This window comes from Paracoccus benzoatiresistens (assembly GCF_026913015.1).
Taxonomy (GTDB): Bacteria; Pseudomonadota; Alphaproteobacteria; order Rhodobacterales; family Rhodobacteraceae; genus Paracoccus; species Paracoccus benzoatiresistens.
Genome location: NZ_JAPTYD010000016.1, coordinates 28,605 through 39,562, shown reverse-complemented (window position 1 = coordinate 39,562; position 10,958 = coordinate 28,605). Strand labels below are relative to the sequence as shown.

The 10,958-nt window shown below is 66.9% G+C and carries 11 protein-coding genes; 8 read left to right on the top strand and 3 right to left on the bottom strand.

Annotation, left to right across the window (positions count from 1 at the left end; all coding sequences use genetic code 11):
- The first annotated feature begins 60 nt into the window (after window positions 1-60).
- From OU682_RS12360 to OU682_RS12345, 4 genes are read left to right on the top strand one after another with little or no spacing between them, the layout of a single operon-like run.
- Window positions 61-654 carry a histidine phosphatase family protein gene (locus tag OU682_RS12360; RefSeq protein WP_268942433.1) on the top strand — a complete coding sequence of 198 codons (594 nt, stop codon included), beginning with the start codon at window positions 61-63 and terminating at the stop codon, window positions 652-654.
- Between the two features lie 11 nt (window positions 655-665).
- Window positions 666-1,436: a TIGR04290 family methyltransferase gene (locus OU682_RS12355; RefSeq protein ID WP_268942432.1), complete on the top strand. Its 771-nt coding sequence runs from the start codon at window positions 666-668 to the stop codon at window positions 1,434-1,436.
- Window positions 1,433-2,365, top strand: a complete 933-nt coding sequence (locus tag OU682_RS12350) for a glycosyl hydrolase (RefSeq protein WP_268942431.1) — start codon at window positions 1,433-1,435, stop codon at window positions 2,363-2,365. Before OU682_RS12355 ends, OU682_RS12350 begins: the two co-directional genes overlap by 4 nt.
- A gap of 10 nt (window positions 2,366-2,375) precedes the next feature.
- Window positions 2,376-3,500 (top strand): inositol-3-phosphate synthase, encoded by a 1,125-nt coding sequence (locus OU682_RS12345; RefSeq protein ID WP_268942430.1) that lies wholly within the window; start codon window positions 2,376-2,378, stop codon window positions 3,498-3,500.
- Here OU682_RS12345 and OU682_RS12340 read toward each other — a convergent pair.
- A complete protein-coding gene (locus OU682_RS12340) occupies window positions 3,440-4,015 on the bottom strand; it encodes a DUF1003 domain-containing protein (protein WP_268942429.1) in 576 nt (191 codons plus the stop codon). The genes OU682_RS12345 and OU682_RS12340 overlap by 61 nt on opposite strands.
- A 74-nt stretch (window positions 4,016-4,089) precedes the next feature.
- Here OU682_RS12340 and OU682_RS12335 point away from each other — a divergent pair, with 74 nt between their 5' ends.
- Genes OU682_RS12335 through OU682_RS12320 form a run of 4 tightly spaced genes read left to right on the top strand, consistent with a single transcriptional unit; the run spans window position 4,090 to window position 8,461 of the window.
- Window positions 4,090-5,061 carry an MDR/zinc-dependent alcohol dehydrogenase-like family protein gene (locus tag OU682_RS12335; protein WP_268942428.1) on the top strand — a complete coding sequence of 324 codons (972 nt, stop codon included), beginning with the start codon at window positions 4,090-4,092 and terminating at the stop codon, window positions 5,059-5,061.
- On the top strand, window positions 5,046-6,041 hold the full coding sequence (locus OU682_RS12330; protein ID WP_268942467.1) for a Gfo/Idh/MocA family protein: 996 nt from the start codon (window positions 5,046-5,048) through the stop codon (window positions 6,039-6,041). The genes OU682_RS12335 and OU682_RS12330 overlap by 16 nt, the downstream gene beginning before the upstream one ends.
- Complete coding sequence (locus OU682_RS12325; protein WP_268942427.1) at window positions 6,042-7,097, top strand: polysaccharide pyruvyl transferase family protein; 1,056 nt, start codon at window positions 6,042-6,044, stop codon at window positions 7,095-7,097.
- Window positions 7,094-8,461: a Coenzyme F420 hydrogenase/dehydrogenase, beta subunit C-terminal domain gene (locus OU682_RS12320; RefSeq protein WP_268942426.1), complete on the top strand. Its 1,368-nt coding sequence runs from the start codon at window positions 7,094-7,096 to the stop codon at window positions 8,459-8,461. The genes OU682_RS12325 and OU682_RS12320 overlap by 4 nt, the downstream gene beginning before the upstream one ends.
- A 403-nt stretch (window positions 8,462-8,864) precedes the next feature.
- Here the strand turns inward: OU682_RS12320 and OU682_RS12315 are convergent, their stop codons facing one another.
- Together OU682_RS12315 and OU682_RS12310 are read right to left on the bottom strand one after the other, a co-directional pair.
- Window positions 8,865-9,248 (bottom strand): helix-turn-helix domain-containing protein, encoded by a 384-nt coding sequence (locus OU682_RS12315; protein WP_268942425.1) that lies wholly within the window; start codon window positions 9,246-9,248, stop codon window positions 8,865-8,867.
- A 302-nt stretch (window positions 9,249-9,550) separates the two neighbouring features.
- Window positions 9,551-10,423, bottom strand: coding sequence for a DNA-methyltransferase (locus OU682_RS12310; RefSeq protein ID WP_268942424.1), 873 nt, complete (start codon window positions 10,421-10,423; stop codon window positions 9,551-9,553).
- Window positions 10,424-10,958: the final 535 nt, after the last annotated feature.

Below are 10,958 nucleotides of genomic sequence, written 5' to 3'. Positions count from 1 at the left end.
TCTTCATCTTTGTTGCTTGGCAGGCACATGGTCGGTCGCGGGCCCGGTCCGGGGCGCGGCATGAGCGTGCTGGTCGGGCTGGTCCGCCACGGCGCGCATGACGATCTGGGCACCTGGCTGAGCGGAAGGACGCGCGACATTGCGCTGAACACGGCGGGGCGGGACGGGACCGTGGCGCTGGCGCAACGGCTGGCGGAGCGAGGCGTCACCACCATCACCACCAGCCCCCGCCGACGCACGGCCGAAACGGCTGCGATCCTGGGGCAAGGACTGGATCTGACGCCGGTGCCTTCCGATGCTTTGGACGAGATCGACTTCGGCGCCTGGTCCGGTGCCCGCTTCGCCGATCTGAATGGCGACCCCGCCTGGCAGCACTGGAACGCCGCGCGCGGGACCGCTCCCACGCCGGGGGGCGAGACCATGGGTGCTGCCGTCGCGCGAGCCATGGCCCATCTGGACGGGTTGGCCGAACGGGGTGGCGGGCCGGTCCTCTGCGTCAGCCACTGCGATGTCATCCGGGGGATGATCGCCCATGTCCTGGGCTTGTCCCTGGACAATATCCTGCGCTTCGAGATCGCCCCCGCATCGGTCAGCTGGGTCATGACGCATGGACAAGGAAGGGCCCATGTCCTAACCATCAACGGCACCGAGTGATGGAACGGACGATGAACGCAGCGCAGATCGCAGAGAAAGCAGAACGACTTGGCCCGTGGTTCCAGAACCTCGACCTGCAGGGCATTCGAACTGCGCCTGCGCATTTCCTGGGCGATTATCCCTCTGACAAGTTCTCCCGTTTCTCGCATCTAGTCCCCGAGGCTCTGACCGGAAAGTCAGTCCTGGACATCGGCTGCAACGCGGGCTTCTACAGCTTCGAGATGTGCCGCCGGGGGGCCGCGCGGGTGCTGGGCATCGACACCGACTCCCGTTATCTGGCGCAGGCGCGCTTTGCGGCGCAGGTGCTGGACGTGGCGGGCGTCGAGTTCCGCCAGATGGGCGTCTATGACGTGGCGGCTCTGGGAGAACGCTTCGACCTCGTGATCTTCATGGGCGTGCTTTACCACCTGCGCCACCCGCTTCTGGCGCTGGACCTGATCCGCGAGCATGTGGCAGACGACCTGATGCTGTTCCAGACCCTGACCCGCGGTCCCGACATGGTCGCCACGCCGGCCGAGGATTACGATTTCTCGGAAGACGCCCATTTCCAGCAGCCTGACTGGCCGCGCATGGCCTTCATTGAGCGCCAGTGGGCCAATGACTGGACCAACTGGTGGGTCCCGAACCGCGCCGGTGTCGAGGCGATGCTGCGCGCCTCGGGCTTTGAAACCCTCACCGGTCCCGCCGACGAGGTCTACCTGTGCCGGACCGCCCCGGTGCCCTTCGCCCAATACGGACCCCACGTGGTCTATCCTGCCCGACCCGAGGAGCCTGCCCGATGATCGAAGCCGCGATGATCTGGAACGAGCCAAACAACAAGTCCCACTGGGATCCCGAACTGGACCCGGATTGGTCGCGGTTCGGCCAATGCGTCACGCTGGCCGGCCAGGCGATCCAGGCGGTGAACCCGGACATCACCCGGGTCCTCGGCGGCATGTCGCCCATTGATCCCCTCTGGGTCCAGCGCATGCAGGGCCATGGCGCGCTGGACCATGTGGACGTGGTCGCGGTCCATGGCTTCCCGCTGGACTGGAACCTATGGCAGATCCACGAATGGCCCGCCAAGGTGGCCGAGATCGAGGCCGTGACCCACAAGCCGGTCTGGGTGACCGAGGTCGGCGTGGGCAGTTTCGGCGCGGAAGAAGTGCAGGTCTTCGGTGTCAAGAAGACCGCCGAGCTGCTGGTCGGCCGGGTGCCGCGCGTCTTCTGGTATTCGCTGTTCGACCTGCCGCAGGAATGGGGCGCCACGACCCGCCACCGCGAGGCCGAGGGATCGTCCTATTACCGCCATTTCTACATGGGCCTGATCCGCGCCGACGGCACGCCCAAGCCCGGGCTGGAGGCCTATGCGCCGCACGCCGCCGATATGGGGCTGATGCAATGGTTCCATTACCAGGACCCGCGCCTGGACGACGCGGTGGCCTGGATGAAACGACTGGGCGTCAGGCACCTGCGCACGGGCCTGTCCTGGGCCGACAGCTTCCGTCCCGATGCCTTGGGCTGGTTTGACCGGCAGATGGAGGCCCTGGCCGATTTCGACACGACCGTCACCTTCTGCTTCACGCCGGAACATCTTGGCCCCGGCGCCCACCACACCAGCCCGCCGCATGATCCGCAGCAGTTCGCCGATTTCTGCGCCGCCATGATCGAACGATATGCCCCCCGGCGGGTTGAGGCCACATCGCCGGCGACAATGTCGGCCCTGACCTGAAGGCCCCCACATGAAAGACGTCCACATGCCGATCAATATTGCCATCATCGGGGTCGGCAACTGCGCAAGTTCCCTCGTGCAGGGACTGACGCATTATGCCGGAAAGAACGATGCCACGGGGCTGATGCATCACACGCTGGCGGGCTATCGTCCCGACGACATCCGCGTGGTCGCGGCCTGGGACATCGACGCCCGCAAGGTCGGACGCGACGTGGCGCAGGCGATCTTCGCGCTTCCGAACTGCACCGCCGTCTTTGCCCCCGAGGTGCCGGACACGGGCGCCGTGGTCCGCATGGGCTGCATCCTGGACGGCGTGGCCGAGCACATGGCCGATTACCCGGCCGAGCGGACCTTTGTTCCCGCCGATGCCCCCGAGCCCACGCGCGAGGAGGTCGTGGCGGCGCTCCGGGATGCACAGGTGGACGTGCTGATGAACTACCTGCCCGTCGGCAGCCAGAAGGCGACCGAATTCTATGCCGAATGCGCGCTGGAAGCGGGCGTGGCCTTCGTCAACAACATTCCTGTCTTCATTGCGTCGGATCCCGTCTGGGCCGAGCGGTTCCAGGCCGCGGGCGTGCCGATCATCGGCGACGACATCAAGGCGCAGCTTGGGGCCACCATCGTCCACCGCGTCCTGACCGACCTGTTCCACAAGCGCGGCGTCAAGCTGTGCCGGACATACCAGCTGAACACTGGCGGCAATACCGACTTCCTGAACATGGCGAACCACAAGCGCCTGGAGAAGAAGAAGATCTCCAAGACCGAGGCCGTGCAGTCGGTCGCCGCCGAACGCCTGACCGAGGACAACATCCATGTCGGCCCGTCGGACTACGTCGCCTGGCAGAACGACAACAAGGTCTGCTTCCTGCGGATGGAGGGCGAGCTGTTCGGCGGCGTGCCCATGAACCTGGAGCTGCGCCTGTCGGTCGAGGACAGCCCGAATTCCGCGGGTGTCGCCATCGACATGATCCGCTGCGCCGCCATTGCGCGCGACCGCGGGCTTGCCGGTCCGATCCTCGCGCCCGCCGCCTGGTTCTGCAAGCACCCACCCGAGCAGATGACCGACGACGAGGCCTACGAGGCGGTCGAGGCCTTTATCGCGGAAGGCTTGGCCCTCGCGGCACCCGCCTCGTGATCGCCTGTCTGCGAGCCCAGGGCGTCCAGCACCTGCTCGGGGTCGACGTTCTTTTCGACCTCGGCCAACAGGCCCTGGTCCAGCGGCACGTCCAGCTTCTCTGCGATGCGGTGGATGACCTCGGCCAGCTTGGTCAGTTCGTCCTCGGTCAGAAGCCCGACATGCAGGTCCAGATCGGCGCGTCGGTCGGCCGCCTCGGCCTGCCTGTTCTGGTTGATCAGGACAAAGGTGGACAGAAAGATCGCCTCGACCGAGGCTTCCATCGCCAGCACGACAAAGGTCGGATCCCACGGCGTCACGGCCGGGATCCAGCCCAGGTTGGCAGTGATCCAGAAGCCATAGATCACCAGATGCAGGACCACGAAGCTCATCGAGCCGGTGAAGGCCGTGATCCGGGCCGCGATCCGCGCGCCAAGCGGCGCGTCCTCGGCCTCACGCCGGCGCCGCTGGGCCAGCGCTTCGATATTGGTGGCAAGCCGTTCGCTCATCTGGTTGCCCACAGCGTTTCGGGTCATGCGCTCCCTCCTTCTCAGTGCGGCCGTGGCAGCGAAAGCCGCAGCACCCCCCATCCGGTTCCGAAAAGGCCCAAATGACGACACCTTCCCTCATGCGCGCCGCGATCCTTGAAGGACCGCAGCGGTTTTCCCTGGCCGAAGTGCCCGTTCCCCAACCCGGCCCCGGCGAGGTGCTGATCCGGCTGGAAGGCTGCGGCGTCTGCGCGTCCAACGTCGAGCCTTGGGAAGGCCAGCCCTGGTCCACCTGGCCGGGCACGCCGGGCGGCATGGGGCATGAAGGCTGGGGCAGCATCGCGGCCCTGGGCGCGGGTGTCGGGGGGCTGTCGGTGGGCCAACGCGTGACCGCGCTGACCGAACGGTCCTATGCCGAATACGACCTGGCGCCTGCCGCGATGGTGGTGCCGCTGCCCGCTTCGCTGGTCGGGATGCCGGTCCCGGGCGAGCCGGTAGCCTGCGCCATGAACATTTTTGCGCGGTCGGACGTCCGCCCGGGCCAGACGGTGGTGATCGTCGGCATCGGCTTTCTGGGCGCGATCCTGACGCGGCTGGCGACGGAGGCGGGGGCAAAGGTGATCGCGGTTTCGCGCCGGGCCGAAACGCTGGATCTGGCGCGCGGGATGGGAGCGGCGGAAACCATCCCCATGGACGATCACTCGCGCATCATCGAGGACGTGAAGCGCCTGACCGGGGACCGCATGGCCGAACGGGTGATCGAATGCGTGGGCAAGCAGTGGCCCCTGGATCTGGCCGGGGAACTGGTGGCCGAGGGCGGGCGTCTGGTGATCGCGGGATATCACCAGGACGGGCCGCGGCAGGTGAACATGCAGATGTGGAACTGGAAGGGTATCGACATCGCCAGCGCGCATGAACGCGATGCGGGGGTCCGCGTGGCGGGTCTGCGCGCGGCGGTGGATGCGCTTGCCTCGGGCCGGCTGGACCTGTCGCCGCTTTTGACCGGCACTTACCCGCTGGACCGGCTGGGCGAGGCGCTGGCCGCCACCCGCGACAAGCCCGGCAGCTTTGTTAAGGCCTGGGTGGCGCTGTGACGCCGCGCCTCGGGTTCCTCGGCACTGGTTGGATCGGGCGGCACCGGATGGCGGCCCTAGCCGCGACCGGGCTGGCCGAGATTGTCGCGGTCGCCGAGCCTGACGACACCAGCGCCGCCGAGGCCTTGACGCTCGCGCCCGGCGCCCGGCGGGTAGACGGGCTGGAGGCGCTGCTGGCCACCGAGATCGACGCCGTGGTGATCGCTACCCCGAGCGCCGCCCATGCCCGGCAGTCCATCGCCGCGCTGGAGGCGGGCAAGGCGGTCTTCTGTCAGAAGCCGCTGGGCCGCACCGGGCCGGAGGTGGCGGAGGTCGTCGAGGCGGCCCGCCGTGCAGACCGGCTGCTAGGCGTGGATCTGTCCTATCGCCACACCGCCGGGATGGCCGCGATCCGCCCGCTGCTGGACGGGGGCGCCTTGGGCCATGTCTTTGGCCTGGACGTGACCTTTCACAACGCCTGGGGACCGGACAAGCCCTGGTTCTACGATCCGCGGCTCTCAGGCGGCGGCTGCGTCGTGGACCTGGGCGTTCATCTGATCGACCTCGCGCTGTGGTCGCTGGGCTGGCCCGAGGTGACCGGCGTCGAAAGCCGCCTTTACGCCAAGGGTGCCCCCTTGGCCGATCCTGCGGCCCAGGTCGAGGATTACACCGTCGCCACCCTGGATCTGGCGGGCGGCACGGTGGTGCGGCTCGCCTGTTCCTGGGGCCTGCAGGCGGGGCGCGAGGCGGTGATCGCGGCCGAGTTCTTCGGCACCGAGGGGGGCGCGTCCCTGCGCAACGTGAACGGCTCATTCTACGACCTGCGGGCCGAGCGGCATCACCATATCCGCGCCGAATCCCTGGCCGAGCCGCCCGATGACTGGGGCGGGCGCGCGGCGGTGGACTGGCTGGCGCGGCTGGCATCGGGGGCGCGCCATGATGACGACACGCGGCACCTGGTGACGGTCGCGCGGGTGATCGACCAGATCTATGGGCGATAAATGCGCGTCGGGGTCCTGACTTTCCACCGCTGCATCAACTATGGCAGCTACTGGCAGGCTCGCTGCCTGACCGAAGCAATCGCCGCGCGCGGCCATGACGCCGTCCTGCTGGACCATCACTCGCGCGACGTGACCTCGCGCGAATGGCGCTATGCCTTCCAGCCACTGACGCCCGACCGCTCGTCCCGCGCCGATGTGGCGCAATATGGCCGCAAGCTGCGCAAGTTCGTGCAGGCCTTTGATGCGCTGCCCTTGTCCGCGCCCTTCGACCTGGACAACCCCCGGGCAATGCCGCCGGTCGATCTGGCGGTGATCGGCAGCGACGAGGTGCTGAACCTGTCCCATCCCTGGTATGGCGGCAAGCCGATCTTCTGGGGCGAAGGGCTCGCCGCGCTCCGCACCGTCACCTATGCCGCAAGCTTCGGCAACTATGCGGCACCCTTCGTCGAACCCCAGTGGTCGGCGCGGTTGCGCGATCTCCACGCGATCTCGGTCCGCGACGACAACAGTCGGGGGCTCGTGGCGGGCGCCACGGGGCGGGAACCCGCCATGGTGCTCGATCCGGTCCTGCTGAACCCGCCGCAGGTAATCCCGGCCGGGGGAGATCCTTACGTGCTGGTCTATGGCCACCACATCCCCGCCTGGTTCGCCGAGCGCGTGCAGGCGGCCGCACGCGGCCGTGGCTTGCGCACGATCAGTGTCGGCTATCGCAACGACTGGGCCGACGAGCAACGCCTGGATGCCGGGCCGCAGGACTTCGCGGCGCTGGTCACGGGCGCTGGAGCCGTGGCCACGACCTATTTCCACGGCTGCTGCTTTGCGCTGGTGAATAACAAGCCGCTGGCCTGCGCGCCCTCGGATTACCGTTGGACCAAGGTCCGCGACCTGACCGCGCTGCTCGGGGCCGAACGCCACCTGACCCTTGAGGACCGCGACCCCGGTGACGTGGGCGCGCTGTTGGCGGAACCCGTTTCGGATGCCGTCCGGACACGGATCGCGGAGTTGCGGGCACAATCTGCAGCCTGGCTCGACGCGGCGCTGGCGGGGCCGGCATGAGCCGGGCCCTCAGCCCCGCGCAGATCGTCCGGTCGGGCCTGTGCATCGGCTGCGGGTCTTGCGCGTCCGGGACGGGGGCCAGGATGGAATGGGACCCCTACCGCCAGTTGAAGCCCACCGGCCCTGCCACGCACCGGCGCAGCGAGGAGTTCGCCAGGCTCTGCCCCTTCTCGCCTTCGGCCGAGAACGAGGACGCCATCGCCGCCGCCCGCTTTCTCGACGCGCCGCACCTCGACGCGCGCCTCGGCCGCCACATCAGCTGCCATGTCGGTGCGGTGGCCGAGCCGCCCTTCCGCGAGCGCGGCAGCTCCGGCGGAATGGTCAGCTGGGTCGCGGCCGAACTGATGCGCCGCGGAAACATCGATGGCGTGCTGCATGTCCATCCAGGTGCGCCAGGCCAGCCCTTCTTCGGCTATCGCATCAGCCGGACGGAAGAGGAACTGCTGGCCGGCGCCCGATCCCGCTATCACCCGATCCACCTGGCCGATGTGCTGGAGGAGGTCCGCGCCACGCCGGGCCGCTATGCGGTGGTGGGCATCCCTTGTTTCATCAAGGCCGTGCACCTGGCCCGAGCACAGGATCCGCTGTTGGCGGAACGGATCACGCATATGCTGGGCCTGTTCTGCGGCCATATGAAAAGCGCGCGCTTCGTCGAAAGCTTCGCTTGGCAGCTCGGCGCGGACCACGACCGGGTGCGGGCCGTGGAATACCGGCTGAAGGACGCGAACCGCCCGGCGAACTGGTATACCGCGCATCTGACGCTGGACGATGGCAGCACCGTGCAGAACGAGTGGTTCCACCTGGCCGACGGCGATTGGGGCGCGGGCTATTTACAGAACTCGGCCTGCAACTTCTGCGACGATGTGGTGGCGGAAACGGCCGATGTCAGCTTCGGCGATGCGTGGGTGGAGCCCTATTCCTCGGACGGGCGGGGCACCAATGTGGTGGTGGTCCGCGCCCCCCTGATCCAGCGCCTGATCGACGAGGGCGTGGCCCAGGGCCGGCTGGATCTGAAAGAGGTCGATGCCGATTTCGTGGCCGACACGCAGGCGGCGGGCTTCCGCCAGCGGCGCGAGGGGCTGGCCTATCGCCTGACCTGGGCCAGGCGAGGCCTCCGGCCCGTCAAGCGCGTGGCGCCGCAGGCGGGGGGGATCGGCTGGCGCCGGAAGCTCGTCTATCGAACCCGCGCCGCGATCAGCCGCGGCTCGCACCGGATGGCGCGGCTGGCATCCGTAACCGGCCGCTCGCAGGTCTATGTGGGCTGGGCGCGGCGGGCCTATGCAGTCTATGAGGGGCTGACCTATCATCGGGGCAGGCTTGCCCCGCTGTTCGACCGGATCGAGCGGATGAGAGGCTCGCGGTAGGACGACACTCGCCGGTCCTGACCGCCTCGTCGCTGGCGCGGCCTGCCCGGCCTCAAAGCCCATGCTCCTCCAGGAAGCGGTCGATCTCGGACATGGCGATCGGCCAAGCCGACTCGTAGCCCATCGGGAACATCCCGCCAGCCGAGGCGGAGGCAAACTTCTACGCGGCGCTGGAAACTGAAGACATCGCCGCGTAACTAAAGGTAACCAGCCTCCGGCAAACCCGGGGCGGTTCAAAGGCCTCCTATGCACGCTTGAACGCTCTCGAAAAGCAGCCAATCGGTGAAATCAAAACTCTCCGGTAAATTCGGGGCGGATCACGTCTTGTTCCAGTTCAAAGGCCAGACCGGAACGGCAAGGATCGTCGTGTCACGTGCCGTAACCAGGTTCAGCCACCAGAGCATCAGACCAGGCTGGCGGTGCTGTATTGGGGTGCGTCCTCCTTACCACCGGCCTCCTGTTCGAGCCGGAAGTCCATGCTGAGATGGCCATTGCAGGCGGTCACATAGCGCATGACACTGTCCAGTGTCGGCATGGACCCAAGAGGAGACTCCAGTCTGGAAATCATCGGCTGGGTCATGCCGGAGGCCTCGCTGACCTGCCCCTGTGTCATTCCCTGCGCCTTGCGCATTTTGCGCAAAGACCGTGCAATGTTGGCCCTGGCTCTGTTCCGGTTCAGCAGCTCCGCACCGGCGGGATTTGCCTTCCTGAGCTCCCGGATGAACGAGCCTGGATGCTCGTCGCGGGGAGGATGTTGGTCCTTGCTGATCATGTCGTTGAATTCCATGGTTTACGCTGTAGTTCTTTGCTCTGCCGCCATGCAGTAAGCGGCGTTCAGTGTCCCTCGCCTGCTGGCAGCAGGCCATGGATCAGGCATTCGGTCGCAGGGTTCACGGAGACCTGCCGCCACGATCGGCCATCCGGCAGTTGGCAGGCATAGACGGAATAACTCCCGTCGAGTTCCCCGCAATCAGTGGGAGCGTCGGGATCGGTGCTGTAAAGTTTCTCGACGAGAAACAGGACAGTTGCCCCACAATTCCTGTGACCGATTTGCGGTTCGTCCCGCCCCGCCATTTGCCGAAGCTGTCCTCAGCCCCTGTCCGGAACGTCGGCTGCCGCGATCCGAGCCCGTGCCATGGCCGCATAGTCCGGATCGAGTTCGATCCCGATGCCCCGCCATCCGAGCTCCCGCGCGGCGACGAGCGTGGTCCCTGAGCCCAGGAAAGGATCAAGCACCACGCCCTGCCCACCATGCATGCGGAGGCAGCGGCGCGGCAGTTCGAGCGGAAAGGCGGCCGGATGGCGGATCTCTCCCGCAGACGTCCTGACCGTCTCGTAGGGGATGAACCAGGTGTTGCCGCCGCAGCGCAGGTCCTGTCGCGCCGCCTTCCAGCGCCGCAGGTTCGTCTTGTCGGTATAGGGCACACCGATCGCCAGCCGGTCGATCGGGACGTCGCCGCTTTTTGTGAGGTGGAAGATGCACTCGTGTGACCGGTTGAGAAAGCGGCGGCTGTTGACCGGCCGGACATGCCCCCGCGTCACGCCATCAACGGTCACGGACTTGACCCAAGTAATGGTGTTCTGGAGCGCCAGATGCTGGCGGAACTGACCTGCGACGTCCATGGCCTGCCAGGGATCGGCGCCGGCGCCCAGATTGATGAAGGCGGCGCCGTTGGGGGCAAGCACCCTTGCGATTTGCGCCGCGGTCTCCCCCATCCAGTCGAGATAGGCCTGGTGCGGCAGGCGATCGTCATAGCTGCGATAGGACAGGCCGATGTTGTAGGGCGGCGAGGTCACTACAACGTCAATGCTGCCGGCCGGCAGGGCCGCCATGCCCGCAAGGGCATCGCCGCAGATCACCGCATGATCAATGGCGGTTGTCGGCGCGGCGGGGCAGGGGAATGCGGAAAGGGTGGAGGAGACGATGCTCCCCTGGATTTCCATGGCATCGAAAGGCGTCATGTCGGCGGTATCCTGTTAAATCAAGCCGACCCTTACATTAACGACATTTCTGCGGCGCGATACAACCGGTTTTCCGTAATCCACAGGTTTGGAACGGTGATCGTTCTTGTGCTCTGCTGCTGCCATACCCGCCCGCCATGACCCTGCAGGGCGCCGTGGCGCAGCAGAACTTGCTACACCCCGGTGTCAGCCGCGGCAGGACGTTGATCGTGTCGGTGGCTGAGAGAACGACCGTTATCCTTGCGGTCAGAACATCTCACGGCGTTGTTGCTCGTCAAAGTTCGACGAGGGGTGGGCCACGGGGAGGGCTCAGTGCACGTCAGGCTTAGGTCTGATGCCCTCGGCAAGGCACCGGTTGACACAAGGATCCCGAGAGGCGCGGGACTGGATGCGCAGCCATCCGCTCCCGGCCTTGAGCCTGGCGGCAGGGGATCAGCCTGCTGACTGATCTTGTGGTCGCACGTCACCGAGATCCGTCGGCAGCTGGGAGGAGGATCCAGGCATCGGAATGTCTTGGCTGATCAGATGAAGCGCC

What these genes read in the sequence shown, in the direction of transcription:
- OU682_RS12360 (WP_268942433.1), top strand. Translation starts at nt 61, where the DNA reads ATGAGCGTGCTGGTCGGGCTGGTCCGCCACGGCGCGCATGACGATCTG.
- OU682_RS12355 (WP_268942432.1), top strand. Translation starts at nt 666, where the DNA reads ATGAACGCAGCGCAGATCGCAGAGAAAGCAGAACGACTTGGCCCGTGG.
- OU682_RS12350 (WP_268942431.1), top strand. Translation starts at nt 1,433, where the DNA reads ATGATCGAAGCCGCGATGATCTGGAACGAGCCAAACAACAAGTCCCAC.
- OU682_RS12345 (WP_268942430.1), top strand. Translation starts at nt 2,376, where the DNA reads ATGAAAGACGTCCACATGCCGATCAATATTGCCATCATCGGGGTCGGC.
- OU682_RS12340 (WP_268942429.1), bottom strand. Translation starts at nt 4,015, where the DNA reads ATGACCCGAAACGCTGTGGGCAACCAGATGAGCGAACGGCTTGCCACC.
- OU682_RS12335 (WP_268942428.1), top strand. Translation starts at nt 4,090, where the DNA reads ATGACGACACCTTCCCTCATGCGCGCCGCGATCCTTGAAGGACCGCAG.
- OU682_RS12325 (WP_268942427.1), top strand. Translation starts at nt 6,042, where the DNA reads ATGCGCGTCGGGGTCCTGACTTTCCACCGCTGCATCAACTATGGCAGC.
- OU682_RS12320 (WP_268942426.1), top strand. Translation starts at nt 7,094, where the DNA reads ATGAGCCGGGCCCTCAGCCCCGCGCAGATCGTCCGGTCGGGCCTGTGC.
- OU682_RS12315 (WP_268942425.1), bottom strand. Translation starts at nt 9,248, where the DNA reads ATGGAATTCAACGACATGATCAGCAAGGACCAACATCCTCCCCGCGAC.
- OU682_RS12310 (WP_268942424.1), bottom strand. Translation starts at nt 10,423, where the DNA reads ATGACGCCTTTCGATGCCATGGAAATCCAGGGGAGCATCGTCTCCTCC.